13 protein-coding genes are annotated in these 20,011 nt (G+C 33.9%); 6 read left to right on the forward strand and 7 right to left on the reverse strand.

Annotation, left to right across the window (positions count from 1 at the left end; genetic code table 11):
* Positions 1 to 6: 6 nt before the first annotated feature.
* The 3 genes from QL232_RS04065 to pdxY all read right to left on the reverse strand — a co-directional run bounded on the left by QL232_RS04065 (position 7) and on the right by pdxY (position 3,365).
* Entirely contained in the window at positions 7 to 1,032 is a 1,026-nt protein-coding gene (locus QL232_RS04065) for an efflux RND transporter periplasmic adaptor subunit (protein ID WP_281613207.1), read from the reverse strand.
* A 411-nt stretch (positions 1,033 to 1,443) separates the two neighbouring features.
* Complete coding sequence (locus QL232_RS04070; RefSeq protein WP_281613208.1) at positions 1,444 to 2,502, reverse strand: NAD-dependent epimerase/dehydratase family protein; 1,059 nt, start codon at positions 2,500 to 2,502, stop codon at positions 1,444 to 1,446.
* Between the two features lie 8 nt (positions 2,503 to 2,510).
* The gene (gene pdxY / locus QL232_RS04075) at positions 2,511 to 3,365 is read right to left on the reverse strand and encodes a pyridoxal kinase PdxY (RefSeq protein ID WP_281613209.1); all 855 of its coding nucleotides are present in this window, start codon (positions 3,363 to 3,365) and stop codon (positions 2,511 to 2,513) included.
* 118 nt (positions 3,366 to 3,483) lie between these two features.
* On the opposite strand from pdxY, the gene QL232_RS04080 reads away from it, so the two are divergent.
* Positions 3,484 to 4,047 carry a sigma-70 family RNA polymerase sigma factor gene (locus QL232_RS04080; protein WP_168882694.1) on the forward strand — a complete coding sequence of 188 codons (564 nt, stop codon included), beginning with the start codon at positions 3,484 to 3,486 and terminating at the stop codon, positions 4,045 to 4,047.
* A gap of 514 nt (positions 4,048 to 4,561) precedes the next feature.
* On the opposite strand, the gene QL232_RS04085 is transcribed toward QL232_RS04080, so the two are convergent.
* Together QL232_RS04085 and QL232_RS04090 are read right to left on the reverse strand one after the other, a co-directional pair.
* Positions 4,562 to 4,744, reverse strand: a complete 183-nt coding sequence (locus tag QL232_RS04085) for a hypothetical protein (RefSeq protein ID WP_281613210.1) — start codon at positions 4,742 to 4,744, stop codon at positions 4,562 to 4,564.
* A gap of 21 nt (positions 4,745 to 4,765) precedes the next feature.
* Positions 4,766 to 8,893, reverse strand: a complete 4,128-nt coding sequence (locus QL232_RS04090; protein ID WP_281613211.1) for a T9SS type A sorting domain-containing protein — start codon at positions 8,891 to 8,893, stop codon at positions 4,766 to 4,768.
* 229 nt (positions 8,894 to 9,122) lie between these two features.
* On the opposite strand from QL232_RS04090, the gene nrfH reads away from it, so the two are divergent.
* The 5 genes from nrfH (at position 9,123) to QL232_RS04115 (ending at position 15,858) form a co-directional block, all read left to right on the forward strand.
* Positions 9,123 to 9,716, forward strand: coding sequence for a cytochrome c nitrite reductase small subunit (nrfH, locus tag QL232_RS04095; RefSeq protein ID WP_168882868.1), 594 nt, complete (start codon positions 9,123 to 9,125; stop codon positions 9,714 to 9,716).
* A gap of 5 nt (positions 9,717 to 9,721) precedes the next feature.
* The gene (gene nrfA / locus QL232_RS04100; protein WP_168882697.1) at positions 9,722 to 11,224 is read left to right on the forward strand and encodes an ammonia-forming cytochrome c nitrite reductase; all 1,503 of its coding nucleotides are present in this window, start codon (positions 9,722 to 9,724) and stop codon (positions 11,222 to 11,224) included.
* 151 nt (positions 11,225 to 11,375) lie between these two features.
* Complete coding sequence (ccsA, locus tag QL232_RS04105; protein WP_281613212.1) at positions 11,376 to 14,528, forward strand: cytochrome c biogenesis protein CcsA; 3,153 nt, start codon at positions 11,376 to 11,378, stop codon at positions 14,526 to 14,528.
* Positions 14,529 to 14,653: 125 nt separating this feature from the next.
* A complete protein-coding gene (locus QL232_RS04110) occupies positions 14,654 to 15,259 on the forward strand; it encodes a hypothetical protein (protein ID WP_281613213.1) in 606 nt (201 codons plus the stop codon).
* A 122-nt stretch (positions 15,260 to 15,381) separates the two neighbouring features.
* The gene (locus QL232_RS04115) at positions 15,382 to 15,858 is read left to right on the forward strand and encodes a thioredoxin family protein (protein ID WP_281613214.1); all 477 of its coding nucleotides are present in this window, start codon (positions 15,382 to 15,384) and stop codon (positions 15,856 to 15,858) included.
* A 39-nt stretch (positions 15,859 to 15,897) separates the two neighbouring features.
* Here the strand turns inward: QL232_RS04115 and QL232_RS04120 are convergent, their stop codons facing one another.
* Complete coding sequence (locus QL232_RS04120; RefSeq protein ID WP_281613215.1) at positions 15,898 to 16,737, reverse strand: HAEPLYID family protein; 840 nt, start codon at positions 16,735 to 16,737, stop codon at positions 15,898 to 15,900.
* 156 nt (positions 16,738 to 16,893) lie between these two features.
* Positions 16,894 to 20,007, reverse strand: coding sequence for an efflux RND transporter permease subunit (locus tag QL232_RS04125; RefSeq protein ID WP_281613216.1), 3,114 nt, complete (start codon positions 20,005 to 20,007; stop codon positions 16,894 to 16,896).
* Positions 20,008 to 20,011: the final 4 nt, after the last annotated feature.

A 20,011-nucleotide genomic window follows, 5' to 3' on the forward strand; every position in this document is an offset into this window, starting at 1 on the left:
GTATGATTAGTAAGTGATTTTTGAACCGTCCATTAACTTTAATGGAGGATTAGTAATAATAATATCGTTGTTATAGACCCCTTTAGTAATCTGTATGTTATTACCGAAGATCTTACCCGTTATTACTCTTTGTTTGTATGCAATATTTTTCCTTGCTAGGTAGACATAATCTAAACCATCAATATCATGTACTACTAATTCCATAGGAACTTGCACCATTTCTATTACTTCTTTTTCTTTAATATGAACGGTGCAAAGCATACCTTCTCTTAATTCCTTAGAAGGATTATTCAATAGAATATCAAGAGTAAATGATCTAGTTAATTTTGATGCGGAGGGGTATATTTTATTGATTGTTCCTTCAAGTAGTTCTCCTGTTGCTTCAACTTTTACATTTACCTTATGTTGATCATCTATTAAGTTGATTTTATTTTCAGGTACACCAACACTTGCATAAACTGAAGAATTATCAATTACACTTACAATAGGTTCTCCTTGTGATACACCACCACCACTTCTTACCCAAATTCTACCAGCCTTACCATTTACAGGTGAATATAATGTGGTATATTTTAATTTATTTTTATAAAGGTTGTAGCCTGATTCCGCTTGTTTTTGTAACGAAACAATTTTTTGATAATCGGCTTCTGCTAAACTTCCAGCATTGTACATTTTAGTCAGCCTCGAAAGTTGATCATTGGCTTCGTCTAGTTTGGCCTGATATATTTCTAAAGCTTGTTGATAATCACTTTTATCTAATTGTGCGATCTTCTGCCCTTTCTTAATATTCTGTCCTTCTTTGACATATACTTTAATCAGTTTACCATCTACTAAGAAAGAGAGTTCATGTTTACCTTCAGACTTTAACTCACCTAATAAGTCAATTTCATCTTGAGTAGTTATTGAATTGATCTTCTGTGTTTTTACAGAATAAGTCACTTCTTTTTTAGGTTTTTGCTCTTCTTTACATCCAAATAAAGAAGACAGGATCGATAATATAAAAATAGATCGAAGTAGTGATTGGGTCCTCATTTTAAATAGTTTTTGTGGTATGATGAATTTAACCTATTCTTTCGATAAATCATTAAATGATAGGAAAAATTTATAACACAAAATAAATATCATGAAAATTAATTGATTTCAGTTATTCAAATGATTAATGTAATATTATATGGATAGTTGTTATATCAAATGTTCGTTTTTATTAAGTGGATATTCGAATATATGTAATCAATATATCATTCTATAATATGTTTACTTCTATATATTTTCAAAAAAAATAACCCCATTTGAATCCATATGAGGTTATCTAGATATTACTAATGTTATTAAGATATTAAATAGTATTAGCTTATTTTTTTATACTCTAATACTATCAATACGGTATGATGAAATGATATATCGCAAAGTAAATAAAATAATATTATATTATTGAACGTTTATTCACTTTTTAACAAACACATTGGTGTCTACCATTTGCTGAAAGAAGTCATTCAATGTTTCCTTTGCTGGTCTATAATTCATTTCTAATTCTTTAATACTTTTAGAATTATCTACAAGCCATTTATAACCAAAGTTTTTGCTGACCATTTTTCTACTTAATCCTTGTAGCGGTCCTAGTAACCAAACCATAAACTTAGGTAGCTCTTTCTTTGGTAGTGGATATTCGTTACCAAACTTTTCTCTGAGTAAATTGGCCATCTCAAGAACAGTTAAGCTAACATTGGAAATAATATTTCTACCATTGGCATTTGGCAAGAAACCAGCATTGAAATGAGCCTCTGCTAAATCTCTTACATCCACCATACCAATATGTAAACCAGGAGCCCCCATTTTCATAGACCCATCCCCCATTTGTTTTATAATTTGGAAACTTTCTGATGTACTTCTTGGATTGATACCAGGGCCTAAAACAAAAGAAGGATTGATAGTTACTAAATCCCATCTATCTTGTTTTCTATTTATTTCCCAAGCTTCTTGTTCAGCCACAGTCTTTGAATAATTGTAAGGTTGGTGAGTAACTGAGGAAGTTGTATTCCAAATGGATTCATCTGCTGTATGATTAGGTAAATGAAGATTGTCTTTAGCATCACCAATAATAGCAACACAACTACTCGTCAATACGACTCTTTTTACTGACTCCGTTTCATTGACTGTATTAAGAACATTCATCGTACCTTTTAATGCAGGATCAACCAAATCTCTTTGAGCATCTTTTACATTCATAATAAATGGTGATGCTGTATGGAAAACCAATTCACAGCCTTCCATAGCTTCTTTGTAAGAACTCTGTTCCAAAAGGTCTGCTTTGAAATATTTTATGGTGCCAGGAGCATTTGCCGCCAGATCATTTAAGTATTTCAATTTCTCAGGATTGTTAGGATTTCTCACAGGAGCATGTACAGTTAATCCTTCATCAAGTAGTTTCTTTACAATCCACCCAGCTACATACCCAGTGGCACCTGAAATCATTACCGGTTTTGTCTTATCAATCAAAGTCATACGATGGTTTATATATTTATTGCTTTAAATAGAATTTCTTGTTTACTAAATACTTCCCTACTTCCAATCAAATCTAACTCAAATTGTTTTAATTTATTGGTGTTTTCAAGTAAGGTATACATACTGCTTACCGTTCTTTCCATGCCTGAAACAGGGTTTTGTCCTTGTAATGTATGAGCAAGAGTTAATGCAGCAAACACATCTCCTGTACCGCACACATCCCCCATATCGATCAAAGGATTATTAATAATATAGTATTCACTACCATCAAATAATAATATAGTAAAATGATTGGCTGGCGTTTCTTCTACTATTAAAGAGGTGATAAATACAAGGTTTGGTCCCTTGTCATATAATGTTTTTGCTGCAGTTTTCGCTTCATCCAATGTAGATATTTTCCCATTTACTAAGTATTCGGTTTCAAAATGGTTTGGAGTGATAATATCGGCAATTGTTAATATTTTTTCTTTATATAAAGGTGGGACATCCTCACTAATGTAGAACCCAGAATCGACATCACCCATTACGGGATCACAACAGAAAATTGCATTAGGGTTTTCCTTTTTAATCGCATTCACTGTATCGTAAACAACATCACCTGTTGATTTACTACCTAAATAACCCGCTAGTATGGCATCACATGTCTTCATGGAAACATGAGAAAATACTCCTTTTATTACTTTTCGTAAATGTTCTTCTGAAAATACATCTCCATCCCAATAAGGGTATTGAGTCTGTCCAGAAAACTGAACCGTATGAAGGGGCCATACTTCATTCCCTAAATATTGTAAAGGGAAAACAGCAGCAGAATTCCCCACATGTCCATAAGTTACATGAGATTGGATGGATAAAATGTGTTTCACTATATAGTTATTTTAGAAATAATGTGTCTTTTTTATGGATATCGACACTACATAGTGAAACATTATGTTTAATATGTAGTGTACCACAATTAAGTTATACAAAAATTAATAAATATAGATGAAGACCTGTAATAATATGAATGAAATTGTGCATGAGTACTACGATTATATTCATGCATTTATAAATAAAAAAGTAGGTGATCAGCAAGATGTTGAAGACCTTACTCAAGAAGTGATGTTCCGTCTGACGACTTCGTGTTTAAAAGCTGAGGACATTAAAAACCTTAAAGCTTGGTTGTTTCAGGTCGCAAGAAATGTGATCTATAATTATTATCAATCTAAAAAATTGGATACAAGTTCAGTACTAGATGATAATGCATTTACAGCGGAAGAAGAAACGGAACTTGAAGCATCTGATTACATCATTTCAATGATCAACCTGCTTCCGGAAGAATACGCCAAGCCATTAAAAATGGCAGATATTGATCAAATACCTCAGAAAAAAATTGCTGAAGAATTAGACTTAGGACTGTCTGCTGTAAAAATGAGAGTACAAAGAGGTAGGAAAAAACTGCTAGAGCTATTCCATAGCTGTTGTAATATTGAATATGATAATATGGGAAACTTTGTAGGATGTACTGTTAAAGATTCTTGTGATGATAAAGATCAAATATCGCTATAAAAAGGTGTAGGACCACAATATAATTGTGGTCCTACTTCATCTACTTTATTCTTTTTTTATTTAACGATTGCTTGCTAGTTCGTAAACTAGAGGTACGGTTAAACTAATTTGTATAGTTATAGGGTCATAAGTCTTTTATTGTTTTTGTTCACATGATAAAAGTACTTCAACCTAATTTTTTATTCAATACCTAAAAAGGGTGATTTTTATATAAAAACCGTTGGGATTGTATTGTTGAGTGTTAAATGACTATTTACTGAGGTAGTGTTGTAAAGAGTGTATGCTATTCTTATAAGATTGAGAAAAGGAATAGTTTAAAAAGCTGGTACAAAACAAATTTAACCTGCTATACCTCAGAAAAATACTACTCAACATAAGTTGATATTACCAGAATGATAATACATTTCTTTGATGCCACAAAGGAGGTGAATTTTAATTGAAAATTAAATCATTTTGCATTATTTAAATCTGATTTATAATTATTTAGGTTAACATTAACTTACAAGCAAAACATTTATTCTGCAGTATCTTTTTTATGCTGATTTATCTTAATAATTAAATAGATCACTGACCCTAATGAAGTACCTATAGGTACCAACTGTTTAAAGCTAGTGAAATAAGCAAAAATCTGTAAAGGTATTAATGTGATAATAGCCCCAGTGACTATCCATTTTAAGTAAGGTGGCCTTTTTTCCATTTTTTTATGATCATTATGGTATCATTCTTTTTGAAATTTAATTGAAGTCTTTACTCCATTAAAATCCAATATTTCTCCAATATACATGCCGTTTACCAAAGATGTTACATCAATAGTCAAAGTTTGAAATAAGTGATCTTGCATGAGTACTGTTCTTCCATAAATATCAAAAACAGTGATTTGTTTAATTTGTTGAGCACTTTCTAAAGTAATAGTGTTAGAGGTTGGATTTGGATAGACTTTTATGCTAGCTATGTAGTTAGCTGTAACTGAAGTCACCTGATCGTTGTCAGTTATTGACAATATGCTCGAACTCTTTTCACAGCCATTAGAATCTACTGCAATTACAGTGTATTCTCCCAATGCATGTGGATAGATAACCTGCGATGTATCATTAAACATCTGATCTTCATGATACCAAATGTATGAATTTAATGTGTCGAGGTTAGCGATCTGAATTTTTCTATCACTAAATGAAATCTGTGGAGTAGCAATACTGTCGTTCTTCAGAACAGTAAAGCTATTAGAGTAAGATGAACAGCCTTCGTTATTTATCACTTTTACTTTATAAGTCCCTTCCTCAAATGCTGTATAGGCATAATTTTCTGAATCATCAATCAGTACGTTGTCTTTGTACCATGAGTAAGTGTAGGTAGTGTCATGTGGGTTGGCCAATAGTTGAATACTAATATCTTCATCATTACAAAACCATGAATGTCTTGAACTACTAATTTCAAAGTTTTCATCAATCGAACAGTTCATACTTAAGGTTAATGTTAGTACATCAAATTCTAAATTATCCCAGTCAGAGTGTGTAGCCTTACACTGGTAGGTTCCAATATCATCTAATTGAAAATTTGAGATACTCAATGATGTTCCCATTAGTTGATCTTCTTTATACCACTGGTACACTACTCCCTCAATAGTATTTTCTAAATTATAAGTATAATCATTGCCCTTCACCACTTTCTGATCGACAAAAGAAGTGATACTACTTTGAGAAGCATAATTCATATCACTACTAGTTAGTTTCTCTAACTCATCAAAGAAAAGTCGGTTATAAGAAACATTGATTTGACTTTCATTAGGCAAGCTAACAATAGTAGCTAAGCGATTATTTGATAGGTCAATTGTCTGAAGTTGATCGGGAATATTAATAGCCCAACCATCAAGTGTATTATGACTTAGATTAAGGTGATTTAATTCTGATTTACCTGTAATAAAATCATCAATTTCACTGATATTATTATAACTTAAATCTAATATTCTAAGGGCATTACAATTGTCTAATTGGTTAGTAAGGGATTGTATATTATTGTGGCTTCCTAAGACATGCATCAAGTTATTTAATCCAGCTAGATTGGGTACTTGGTCTAAATCGTTATGATGAAAAAAGAAGGTACGCAAACTATCAAGTTCATTCACTCTTTGTAAATCTTCATCTCTTAAACGGTTATTGGATACATCCAGGAACCAAAGATTAGGTAAAGTCCAAATGGAATCACTTAATGTCTCCAAGTCACTATTATATGCTTTAATGATCTCTAAATCTCTTAATTGATTGATTTCATCAGGAAGTTCCCTTAAGTTATTTATACCGTATAATAATAGTTCAGTCACTCTTCCGTCTTCATTACTACTATAATAAGGCCAAGTCTGTATAGCTGTACTTGCATCATATGTGATATTTAATTCATCATATAAATTCTTTAAAGCAATTGAATCTTCATCAACAATTGGAATGAAAACTGGAGGAGGGTCAGTCACAACAATCACTAAATTCTTTGCTATTTCACAGTAGCTACTTCCAGTAAACCTGCCTTCAAAATTATATGTACCGTTGCCTTCGTTTCTAGGTAAAAACACATATTCGGCATTACCAACAATACTGTTGTTTTGTAGGATTGTAGCAGTATTATCATTTTCACCATTAACTCTAAGTTCTAGATGAAATTCATCGGTATCATTAGTAACAAAAACGGTATCTAAATCAGGTGAAAAACTTAAAACACTTTCTTTGTAAACGGTTGTTTGATAGACAATACTATCTATAATTGTGGTATTCGGATAAGTGAAGTGTGCTTTGATAACAACATCGGTGCTACTTTCATAAGGCAAATCGGAAGAGATATAATTCGCAGGTGTAAAACTATTGGTTTCAATATCATTGACAGTGAAATTTTGGAAAGTATATTGACTAAATGGTAAAGGGAGTTCATCAACCAAGGTTATATCTTGAGCAGACTCACTACTACAATAAGAACCATTTAATAATACTAAGCTACTCGTGGAGCGTTCTACAATTTCAATCTGTTTATTGATTTGAATGACACAGTCATTATCGGTGATGTAGTCATAACGAATCGTATGTTCACCTAATTCTAAGGTACTAGGGTCGATAGTATATGACCCAGAACTTATATAGGTATCATCTAAAAAATAATATCCATCGCTTAGATCTTCATTATCTATTATGGCTGTTACCAAAAAACTTACATCATCGGAATAAAAATACCTTTTTACAGAAGGTAAATTCAGTTCTACGTTGGCAGTTTTCACAACATAAAAATTATGCTTGACAGAATCTACAACTGTTCCACTCGCATCTTCAAAAAATGCAGTGATAGTAATATTCTTTTGTGTTCCTGATGTAATGTCATCACTAAATATTGATGAAGGAACAAAGCTTAGACCATCAGAGGATAAACCCGTTCCCTCATAACGGTCGATAGTGTAGTCTTCAAAACCGGTCAAGCTAGAGTGAGTCGATAATACTACATCATCAGAATTGGAACATTTGCTTGAGCCTAAATTTAATGTATTTCCTTCATCATAAACATGAAAAACTTTAGTGTATTCTTTTGAACAATTTTCATCTTCTAATCTATACGTAACTGTATGTTGACCTACCCCTGCTTCATTAGGAAAGAATTGATTTTCTCTGACTGATGATCCACTACAGGTTAACGTAACTTCATCGCTTTCTACATCAGTAGATAAATCGATAGGTGTAGATAAAGATGTTGGGTAAGTGGCATCAGATGGAAATAGATTTACGACATAGTTTTCTACATTCTGAACTGTAATATCAACTTCATTGGAATGAAAATCTTCTCCATCAGCATTTACCTTTCTCCTGAATTCATAATCCCCGTCATCATCTAATGTATTGATATAATAATCTTTAGAAGTGGCTCCACTAATATCGCTCCAGCCATTGTTGTTGTGGTTACTTTCCCATTGATAGGTAACAGAAGTAACTTCAGGAGAAATATCGGAAGGATCGACCTCACTTCCCACTAAATTGATCTCTATAGAATTACTACAAAAATGCTCTGTAGAAGGTGCAGAAATTGTATTATCAAATGTGATAACACTCATTTCAGAATCGGCATAATACACTCTTGAATTATTGGTAGTGGCTGAAGTGATAGCATAATTTCCTGCTTGGTCATTAATGTTAATCTCAAAAGTGGCCTCAGCTCCTGAAAGGTCATTAGGAATTGGTGATATTTGAATGGTAATATTATAACTTCCGTCATCTTGTCCAGCAACAGACATATCTTGTCCATCTAATGTTGCTGTAATGCTCGAAATACTTTCAGAAAAGGTAGCATTAATAAGTACAATATTACCATCTTCAATTTGAGTTCCATCAGAATCATTATCCGTTGAAATGACTACCGTACTAAATGTTGGAGGTTCACTATCGATTTTATAATTATTGGTAGCTATATAGGTGTTTTCATTAATATTTGCTCTCAGCTTATAGGAATCGCCATGGACTAATTCTGATGAGATGGTGACATCAATTGTAAATTCAGTGCCTGTGGATACAGTGTTAACTGAAATCGTTACATCTGAGGTTTGAGTATCATTTTTTAATACCTGAAAGTCATCTTCCGAAACATCCAGACCATTCCCTTCTAATGACCAAGATAATGTAGAATTGTTGATATATGTATTGTTATTATGAGACAAATTAGTAACAGTTTGACCCATGGATTTTGCACCATTTATAACAATAAAAACGATAATAAATTTAAACGAGAGTGAGATGAATTGACTAAAATCATCTTTTGTAGAAAGTAGCATTTTTGGGTAATAAATTAAAGATAGTACTAGGTTTAACTTGAGTAAGTCACTCATATTTAATAACTTACACAATATACAAATAAATAATCCAAAAATAATTTAAATATTCCATGAAGAAATTGTGTAATTCGAAAAATCTAGAATTTGTTTAGAAGTTTTCTAAACTAGAAAAGGTGACGAAAAGCACTAATTAAATGAATTTGCCCTCACTATCTTTGAAGAAGAATTATTAAATCTAGCTGTAAAAAAAGTAAATCACATTTGTGAATTATTACGCCTTATGATGTTCAAAAAACTCATACCTCCAAAACAGTGGCAACCCGTTGTTTTTGCGTTAATGGGAGCGATCGTCGGGCTTACGGTTTACATTGCATATAATGCTAGAGTCACTTCGTATTTGTCAGATGATCCAGAAACCTGCGTTAACTGCCACGTTATGACTCCTCAATTTGAGAGCTGGAAACACAGTTCCCACAGGGAAGTAGCTACTTGTAATGATTGCCATGTACCCCACGACAACTTTGTATCAAAGTATGCCTTTAAAGCAAAAGATGGACTATACCACGCATCCATGTATACATTACACATGGAACCACAGGTAATTAAGATGCATCAGCCAGGACGAGAAACTGTTCAGGCTAACTGTGTTCGTTGCCATGGTGATCAAGTAATGGATCCTAAGGATGAATCTTTGGTTACTTCTTATGTACACAATCGTACTGATCGTGCATGTTGGGAGTGTCATAGAGAAATCCCACACGGAAGAGTTAAATCTTTATCTTCTGTAGGATACCAAATTCAAACTTTACCTGTACAAGGTGAGAAAAAAGATGTTATACCTTCTTGGCTCGAAGCAGCCCTTAAAAATAAGAATTAATAAACATGAGTTCTAAAGTTACAAATTGGCTTTTATTTTTAGCTACCGTTGCGGTAGTAGTGCTTCTTGCGATGTTAGGAAGCAACATTTCAGACCGTAAATCTGAATCTCAATTCGCTTACCAGCCACAAGTGAAAATTCAAAACCTTGATCCTCGTAATCAAGTTTGGGGTGAAAACTTCCCTCGTCAATACCAATCTTTCTTAGAAACTAAAGAACAAGATTTCTCTTCTAAGTATAATGGTAACCAACTTCGTGATGCATTAGAAGAGTCTCCAGAACTAGTAGTTCTTTGGGCTGGATATGGTTTCTCAAAAGACTATAACCAACCAAGAGGCCACGGTTATGCTATGGATGACATCACTAATACATTAAGAACAGGTGGTCCTACTGAACCAGGTACAGGTCCTATGCCTGCTACTTGTTGGACTTGTAAGTCTCCAGATGTACCTCGTTTAATGAACGAAATTGGTATCGCTGAATTCTACAAAGGAAAATGGTTTGACAAAGGTGCTGAAATCCATAACCCAATTGGTTGTGCAGACTGTCATGATAACAAAACAATGGCGTTGAAAATTACTCGTCCAGCGTTAATCGAGGCATTCGAATCAATGGGTAAAGATATTAACGATGCATCTCACCAAGAGATGAGATCATTAGTTTGTGCACAATGTCACGTTGAATACTACTTTAATAAGAAAACACCAGTTGAAGGTGTTCCTTACTTAACTTTCCCTTGGAAAGACGGTTTAACTGTTGATGACGCTGAGAAATACTATGATGATATCAACTTCTCAGACTGGACTCACAGTTTATCAAAAACTCCAATGTTGAAAGCTCAACACCCAGGTTATGAGATCTTCCAACAAGGTATTCACGCGAAAAGAGGTGTTTCTTGTGCAGACTGTCACATGCCTTACAAAACTGAAGGTGGACAAAAATTCACAGATCACCATATCCAGTCTCCTTTAGCAAACCCTGCTAACTCTTGTCAGGTTTGTCACCGTGAGGAAGAGAAAGAGCTTATCGCTAACGTATATTCTAACCAAGACAAAATCAAAGAAGGTGCTAAACGTTTAGAGAAATTGTTAGTTAGAGCTCACGTTGAAGCGAAAAAAGCATGGGATTTAGGTGCTACTGAAAAGCAAATGGAGCCTATCTTAAAGAACATTCGTCACGCTCAATGGAGATGGGATTATGCTGTAGCATCTCATGGTGGTTCTTTCCACGCTCCTGTTGAGGTAGGTAGAATTGTAAACACTGGTACTGATAGAGCACAAGAAGCTCGTATCAAACTAGCTCGTTTATTAGCTGACCTTGGTTATGATAAAGAAGTTCCTTATCCAGATATCGATACTAAAGCTAAAGCGCAAAAGTATATCGGTTTAGATATGGATAAGTTAGAAGCTGAAAAAGCTAACTTCAAGAAGACTATCGTTCCTGAATGGTTAGAAGCTGCTAAAAAACGTGAAGCGGCTATGGGTATCCAGACGATCTCAAGTAAATAAGAAATTTACATACTATATTTGAAGCTGTTGTACTACTACTCTATTTCTAAATTTTAGATTTAGTGTATGTGCAACAGCTTTTCTTAATTTAATACAAAGGGATTATAAATTATTTTCAAATCCTTTTAGTAAGCTAGGATATATCAGAATTATGAAGAAGATCTTCAAATTTATATTTTCAAACGAACTAACTCTTGTAAGTTTGTTTCTCTATGCCATCAGTATGGCGGTGGCAACTTTCGTAGAAAATGACTTCGGAACACCTGCTGCAAGAGAACTTGTTTACAATGCTACATGGTTCGAAATATTACAAGTAATATTAGGACTAAACTTCATTGGTAACATTAAAAAATACAAGCTTTTCAGAAAAGAAAAAGCTGCTGTATTTACCTTTCATGCTGCTTTCATTATCATCTTATTTGGTGCATTCGTTACTCGTTACTTTGGATACGAAGGTAACATGCATATTAGAGAGGGACAAAGTAGTAATAAACTTGTCTCTTTAGATCGCTATTTCCAGGCACACATTCATGGAAACGGCGAAAATAAAGAATTTTCAAAGAAAAGCACTTTCACACAGATCCATCAACCTAATTTTGATTGGGAAGAAGATATTAAAGGAGATAATATTATTATCACACCTAGAGAGTTTATTCCTGATGCGGTACAATCTGTTGTTGAAGGTGAAGCGAACGACGCCATTATTGAAATTGTAACGGCAACGGATCAAGGTAGAAAATCTATCTTTCTTGAAAGAGGTAAGAGTATGTTCTTAAACGGACAAGAAGTTACTTTTGATAATCCTGTTCCAGGAGCTATCAATATTCAGGAGAAAGGAGTTGATTATACCATCAATGCTCCAGCACATTTAAGTTATTTCATCATGGCTCAGCAGGTAAGTGGATCTACTGATGCTAACAAGGAAGATAAATTACAACAACAAGCTTTATACACTATGGGTGAATTAAAGTTTGTGATTAAAGATATACATCAAGGTGTAAAAATTGGGTACTCTCCAGCAACTACAAAGAAAATGAAGCAACAAGCGGCTGATTTATTATTTGTAGATGTTGAAGTTAATGGAGAGAAAAAAGAAGTGACTTTAGCTAGCTTAAGTGGTGTTGTTACTCCTTTTAAAGAAGTGAATCTTGGAGGATATAAAATTGATGTCTCATTTGGACCTGTGATTACTGAGCTTCCATTTAGCTTGTTCTTAAATCACTTTGAAATGGAAAAATACCCAGGTTCTGAAAACCCTTCTGCTTACTCATCAGAAGTTATCGTTCAAGATGGAGAAACATCATATCCTTACACCATCTTTATGAATAATGTATTAGATCATGCCGGTTACCGTTTCTTCCAAGCTTCTTTTGATCAGGATGAAAAAGGTACTATTCTTTCTGTGAATCAAGATAGACCGGGTACAATCATCACATACATCGGTTACTTATTAATGACTTTAGCCATGATATTGAGCTTATTCGAAAAGAAATCAAGGTTCAGATTAGTAAGTGGAAAACTTTCCAAGTTAAAAGCACAATCAGTTACACTTCTTATTGGTTTACTTGCCATTGGATATAGTAACTCAGCAAAAGCACAACTTGTAGAAGAAGATGTGGCAATTGAGGTAACTAAAGAGGCAGAAGCTCCAGCAGTTGTTGAGAGATCACAACATGTAGCTTTGGAACACTCAAAGTTATTTGGTAGTCTGTTAGTTCAAGATATGGACGGACGTTTAAAACCGATCAATACTTTGAGCTCAGAATTCCTTCGTAAACTTACAAGAAAAACAACTTATAAATTAGAAAAGCAAGACGGTACTATTGAAAAGATGAACTCTGATCAATTATTTCTTGCTTTACAGATGGACCCTAACTACTGGCAAGCAATGCCAATAATTAAGGTCGATAAAGATGCAGGCACTCCTGTCTTCGAAATCTTGGGAATTGAAAAGAAGCCAATGGTTTCATTCAATGACTTAATCGACGAGGCAGGCGATTATCTATTAAGAGATGCCGTAGATCAAGCTCAAAAGAAGAAACCTTCTGAGAGAGGAGAATTTGATAAGGAGCTGATTAAAATAGATGAGCGTTTCAATATCTTATTTCAAGGTCTTACAGGTAATTATTTAAAGATTTTCCCTGTACCAAACGATCCTGATAACAATTGGTTTAATTCCAATTTTATGGGTACTCCATATACATCTGAGGATTCTACGTTTGTTCGTAATATCACAAAGATGTATTTCATGGAAATCTATAAAGCTCGTCAGTCGAATGAGTGGCAAGATGCAAATCAAACATTAGAATATATCCGCCTTTTCCAAAAGAAGATGGGTGAAGAGATTTATTTATCGGATACAGCAATCAAAATGGAAATGTTGTATAACAAGATGAATATTTTCAATAACCTCTTCCCTATTTATTGGATGTTGGGTATTTACTTATTAGCTGTTGCTTTATGGAGAGTATTTACTATAAATAAGCTAAGTGATAGAGCGTATACTACAGGTGTCGTTTTAGAAATGATTGCTTTTGTCTTCTTTACAGGTAACTTACTGTTAAGATGGTATATCGCACAATATCCACCATGGACAAATGGTTATGAGATGTTGATTCTTGTTGCTTGGGCCTTATTCTTATTTGGTTTTATCTTCTATAAAAAATCAGATTTTATTTTACCGCTTGTTTCATTATTTGGTGGTACATTATTATTTGTAAGTTTCTTAGATTGGTTGAACCCTGAGATTACCAATTTAGTTCCTGTATTGAAATCATATTGGTTAAAAATACATGTAGCTATTATTGTAAGTTCATATGCACCTTTAGCACTATCAGCATTACTTGGTTTTATCAATTTGATATTCATTGCCATTAGAAATGATAAATTTAAGAAGCCAATTCTTGAATTAACTTATGTAAGTGAGTTGTCGATGACAATTGGTTTATATATGTTAGCGATAGGTACTTTCTTAGGCGGTGTTTGGGCGAACGAATCATGGGGACGTTATTGGGGTTGGGATCCTAAGGAAACTTGGGCACTTATCTCAGTAATTATTTACGCCGTAGTATTGCACTTACGATTAGTTCCTTCTTTAAAAGGTAACTATACTTTTAACTTAGCAAGTTTATTAGCTTTCTCAAGTATCGTAATGACATCATTTGGTGTAAACTATTATTTAACTGGTTTACACTCGTATGCTACAGGTGACCCTGTACCTGTTCCTACCTTTGTTTATTGGGTAGTGTCATTTGTATTTATATTGGCTGTTACCGCTTATTATAGAGATAAGAAGAAAATATAATCAATAGATTACCAGAGATATAAATGGTCATTTTTCATTTTTTTGAAAAGTGACCATTTTTTTTGGTGACATTTTTAAAGCATCGATATAAGAAGGTGAATCAAAAAACAAAACAAAATTACATTATGAAAAAGTTTCTCTCAATCGCCTTATCAATGCTTATGTCATTATTCGTTTTTGCTGAAGATGATAAAAATAAAAATACTGAAGAAGCCATTGTCAATTCATCAGAAAGTACAGAGAAAGTAGAAATATTTAAAGGCATGTACTTAAATATGACTGATGAGGACACATACAATTATATTATTAAAGAGTTAGATGGTGAAGTAGAAAGCCATGGTGAATATCTAGTTGATTTTCTTGGGCAGGAAGTATTTATGCGTCCTATTTTTGAAAATGATAGATTAAGTAAAGTAGAGATTGTTTTCAGATCTGAAGATGTAGGGTTAGTTGAATCTAACTTAATCATGCTGGAAAAGGTCTTAAATGGCATGGAAGGATGGACAGAGTTCAAAGCAACGACAGATCAATGGTTGTTTGAAAAAGATATGGACAATACTATCCAACAGATGAATCAGTTGACGGTATATACCTATGGTATTCATAGAGATGAAATCGGTCATGGTTGGCATGCACAAGTCCAGTTTGCTCCTCGTTTTGATTCAGGTATTGAATTAACAGAGGAAGAAATGAATGAAAAAAGAGAAGAAGTTAACCAGATCATCAACTAATTCGTTATTTCTTATTAAACTTTTCTTAGGTCATACATCACTGTATGGCCTTTTTAATTTTGTCAATTTTAAATAACTATAATAATGATTACCTTTATAAATAGATATTATTCAAAATAGATATGAAAAAGACGATCATCACTTTATTCTTATTATTAACCGTATCAATTACTTTATTTGCACAAGAAAAAAAAGAAATACCACCAATTGAAGATCCTGTAACGAAGGAAGGGTGGATTAATGATGCAAATATCGCTTTTAAATCAGCAAAAGAAGAGAACAGGCCTATGATCATGGACTTCACAGGAAGTGATTGGTGTGGTTGGTGTAAGAAAATTGACAAAGAAATTTTTGATACACCTGAATTCAAAAAATGGGTAAAAGAAAACGATATTATTTTACTTGAACTTGACTTCCCAAAGAGCTTTAAACAATCAGAACAGTTAAGAGCTCAAAATTATTTCCTCTCACAACAGTATAAAATACAGGGCTACCCTACTATTTTAGTGGTAAAAGATGGAAAAGGAATTCAGATGGGATATCAAAAAGGTGGAGCTGAAGCATGGATTAAATCAGTAGAAGCTCAAATGGAAATTTAAATAAAAAGGATCAAGTAAATTAATTACTTGATCCTTTTTTTAGTGGTTATTTCCTGGTTCCCAGATTAATCTACAGAATGCACTCATACGTTCATTTTCTCTGTAAATAGGTATACCGGCTACGATACCTACTAATAGATTATCTGCCAATGCGACTCTCATTTGTGGTCTTATTGTCATATCAAAATCACCACTTTCTATAGTTTGGTTGAATTCCACACCAACAAAATTGGTGGTACCTGGAATCATATAGTGAAAGGAAGGGTTGATTTCATAAGAAAAATCAAAAGTCTTGCTTTTATATACTTGCTCAATACTTGGCCCTGTATAAATTAAGGAGTGCCAGTTTCTTCCCCATCTTTTTGCAACAACAAAGAATGGATTATAAATATTTCCTTTGACTAATGGATCTCCCCAATCTCTAAAGTCTGAAAAAGTGATTTCGTTGATGTATCCTAATGCCATAGACATGTTCATCTTTTCAGAAACAAGAAAAGTCCATTGTGTCGCTAATTTTAAACTTTCTAATTTATCAGAGGGGATAGAATCTCTCTCTACACCTTCTTGTGGTGCATAAAAGACAAATGGCAATTCGACTTCAAAACCTAATCTATTGATGGGAGCCCATTCGTATTCTACTAAAGTTTCGTATTTATCATATTTGAGATTATCTACTAGTTCCATTCCGACGTTCCATTCTTTTTCGCCTTTTCTTGCACCTAGGTCTCGGATAAGGTCTATATATAGAGGCTCTGCATGGAGAATTTTTACAGGTAATTGATCATCTTCATAATGGTGAATATAAATACTATCTTCTTGTGTTTTGGAATAAACAATGTCATCATCATTCTGGGAAAAACTGTAAAATGATAAGAACATAAGTAGTATTACGAACAAATTAGATTTCATAAATTAGGTCAAATGAAAATTAGAGAAGTTTTATATACTACAAATATAGAAGAAGAATATTATTGTGTTGTTTGTTGAAAATAAAAAAACCTACCTCAAAAGAGATAGGTTCTATTTTTATACTTTTTAGATCTCAAAATCACCAGTGTAATCCTTGTATTTTACTCTGTAGAACAAACTATAGAATACTGGAACTAAGACCAGCGTGAGTACTGTAGCAAACAGTAAACCGAACAATAAACTGACTGCTAACGGTTCGAACATTACTCCACCTCCTAACCAAAGTGGAATTAAACCACAGACAGTGGTTGCTGTTGTCAATAAGATAGGTCTAAACCTTTCCAGTGCTGCAGCTACTACAGCATCTTGTGGGGTACGTTGGTTTTCAGTTAACTCAATTTCAATTCTATCAATAAGAACAATACCATTATTAACCACAATACCAGCGAGTGAAACCAAGCCTAAGAAACCAAAGAAGCCCATATACGAATTACCAATAAATAATCCATAGTATACACCAATTGCTCCCATTGGGATTGTCAATAATATAATCGCTGCTTTCTTAAGCGAGTTAAACTGTCCTACAAGGAGCAGCACAATAATACAGAATGCTAAAGGTAAAAATTCGATCACTGAGCCTATACCTTTTCTTGTTTGTTCGATATCACCACCAAAATCGAAGAAATATCCTGTTTCCCATTCCTTTTGATCTTCTTCTAACCACGGTCTCATAGACGCCATTACTTCATTTGAAGTTGTATTTTTATCTACATTGGCAGTTACTGTGATTGTCTTGAACAGGTCATACCTTTTAATTTTTGTATACTGCCACCTTGGGATAATATCAGCTACTTGTTTTAGAGGTACGTTTTGACCATTCATTTGAGAGTAGATATTGATCGATTCTAACTGATTTAGAGTATAATTTCCATTATGAGCATCTTTCATCATGATAGGAATCGATTCGTCATCTTCTCTATATTTATCCAATTCAACACCTGTAATGGAAGTCAGCATGGATAAGGCAATATCTTGATTGGTCACACCAGCTAACTCAGCCCGATCAGGATCAATTTTAATGATGAACTTTTTCGTTTTCATCCCCCAGTCATCCCCGATATTTTTAGCACCCGGAATGGTAGCTAACTTCTCTTTCGTTCTGTCTACCAATTCATAAAGAACTAAAGGATCTCTACCAGAAATACGTATTTCGATAGGATTATCCGCTCCACCTGCACTTCCTAACCTTTTGATTCTAGGCTGAACATCAGGGAAGTGATTGAAAATAAACCAATCCAAACTATCTATTACAGTCTGATTAAAATTATCGGAAGTGGTGTTGATCAAAATATGTGCTGTGTAAGAGGATTTCTCTGGAGCTTTATAACCCAAATCATATTTTGGAGCACCTTCTCCTATGTAAGTGGTGAAATCTACAACTCCTTCAGCATCTTCTTCATGCTCAGGTTTTAAAAGGAACCTTTGTAGATAATCATCGACTTGCTGTACCACATCTTCAGTAACTGTAATATCAGAAGTCATTGGTAATTCTAAGTTTACTGTTACTAAAGCTCTATCAGAGTCAGGCATAAAGATAAATGGAACATAAGGAGCAATCTTTGTCATCGATAGGAAACATAAAAGAATCACCATGATAAAAAGAATTGGCCTTTTTAAATTCCATATCAAAAAAGGTTTATACAAACCTACCAATTTATCAAAATTGGACTCAGAGTGCTTGTTGTTCTCTGATTTTGGCTCCTTCTTCTTTACTCTAATGAGGTATGTTGCAAGCAATGGAATCAAAGTAATCGACATCACCCATGAACTAACAAGAGCAATCGTAATTACTACGAAAATTGGACCTACTACCTCTCCCATTGTAGATTTGGCAAGGTAGAATGCTAAGAACGCTGCAGACGTTGTTAAGGTCGAAATTAATAAAGGAACAGTAAGTTCTTTTGCCGAACTAATAGCTGCATCATATACTTTATCTCCCCTTTCCATTTTTACCATAATGGATTCAGAAACTACAATAGCGTTATCTACTAACATACCCAATGCCATGATCAAGGCAGCTAATGAGATCTGATTTAAACCTACATCTAATAATCCCATGATAACAAATGAAATTACAATTGTAGAAGGGATTAAAGCTGCTACAACAAGCCCTGTTCTCAGCCCTAAGAAAAGTAGCATTACTGCTAATACAGTTGCTACAGATTGGATTAAGTTACTAACGAAAGCGTCTACCGAAGATTCTACATATAAATCCGCAGAGGCACTTCTAGTAAATTCAATACCCCATGGATATTGTGATTGGTAGTATTTTATTTTTTCATCAATCTCTTGCCCAAGATCCACAATATTACCACCATCCTTTAATTTGACACCAATAGAAATGGCAGGCTTTCCGGAAACCTTTACAATACTAGACGCAGGATCCTTGTACCCTCTCCTAATTTTTGCAATGTCTCCTAAGTGTACCGATTTACCATCTTTTAGTGGAATCACAACGTTTGAGATATCTTTTACTGACTCAAAACTACCCGTAGGCTCTAGAATAATTCTTTCATTACCATATTTAATATCTCCTCCAGGGAAGATGATATTGGTATTGGCAATGGCACTTTTAATCATATTTGTAGTCAACTGATATTGAGAAACAGCTGCATTATCAAACTCTACAAATACATTTTCTACCTGTTCACCTACAATCTCTACTCTTGCCGCATTGGGTAGTTTAATTAAACCATCTTTTACGTCTTTGGCGATATCATAAAGCTCTTTGTACGAATAGCCATCTCCCGTAATAGAATAGATGACACCGAACATATCGACAATATCTTCGTCTTTAATTTGAATAGAGCAACCGTCTGGTAAATCTGGTTTCACCTCATCGACTCTTCTTCGAATCTTATCATAGATAGGTTGCATCTCCTTGTACATCTCTTTAATCTCTAAAGTGATGATGGATACATTATTTCTAGATTCAGATTTGATATAGCTTAATTCAGAAACTTGTTGAAGCTGCTTCTCAATTTTATCTGTAACAAGCATTTCAACACGTTCAGGGGAACCACCGGGGTATGTCGTCACTACAGAAACAAAACGTACTGTAAATGGAGGCATACTGTCTCTTGGCATCTGTTCATACGTCTGAAAGCCAAGTACACCCAACACAACTATTAATGTAAATGTGAGGATGTTATATTTTATCGAAAATTCAGTAATATTCATCCTA

This window comes from Flammeovirga sp. SubArs3 (genome assembly GCF_947387565.1).
GTDB classification, from domain to species: domain Bacteria; phylum Bacteroidota; class Bacteroidia; order Cytophagales; family Flammeovirgaceae; genus Flammeovirga; species Flammeovirga agarivorans.

Coding starts and splice junctions, on each gene's coding strand:
- QL232_RS04085 (WP_281613210.1), bottom strand. CDS start 4,744: ATGGAAAAAAGGCCACCTTACTTAAAATGGATAGTCACTGGGGCTATT.
- QL232_RS04090 (WP_281613211.1), bottom strand. CDS start 8,893: ATGAGTGACTTACTCAAGTTAAACCTAGTACTATCTTTAATTTATTAC.
- nrfA (WP_168882697.1), top strand. CDS start 9,722: ATGAGTTCTAAAGTTACAAATTGGCTTTTATTTTTAGCTACCGTTGCG.
- QL232_RS04070 (WP_281613208.1), bottom strand. CDS start 2,502: ATGACTTTGATTGATAAGACAAAACCGGTAATGATTTCAGGTGCCACT.
- QL232_RS04110 (WP_281613213.1), top strand. CDS start 14,654: ATGAAAAAGTTTCTCTCAATCGCCTTATCAATGCTTATGTCATTATTC.
- QL232_RS04065 (WP_281613207.1), bottom strand. CDS start 1,032: ATGAGGACCCAATCACTACTTCGATCTATTTTTATATTATCGATCCTG.
- QL232_RS04080 (WP_168882694.1), top strand. CDS start 3,484: ATGAAGACCTGTAATAATATGAATGAAATTGTGCATGAGTACTACGAT.
- QL232_RS04125 (WP_281613216.1), bottom strand. CDS start 20,007: ATGAATATTACTGAATTTTCGATAAAATATAACATCCTCACATTTACA.
- ccsA (WP_281613212.1), top strand. CDS start 11,376: ATGAAGAAGATCTTCAAATTTATATTTTCAAACGAACTAACTCTTGTA.
- QL232_RS04115 (WP_281613214.1), top strand. CDS start 15,382: ATGAAAAAGACGATCATCACTTTATTCTTATTATTAACCGTATCAATT.
- nrfH (WP_168882868.1), top strand. CDS start 9,123: ATGTTCAAAAAACTCATACCTCCAAAACAGTGGCAACCCGTTGTTTTT.
- QL232_RS04120 (WP_281613215.1), bottom strand. CDS start 16,737: ATGTTCTTATCATTTTACAGTTTTTCCCAGAATGATGATGACATTGTT.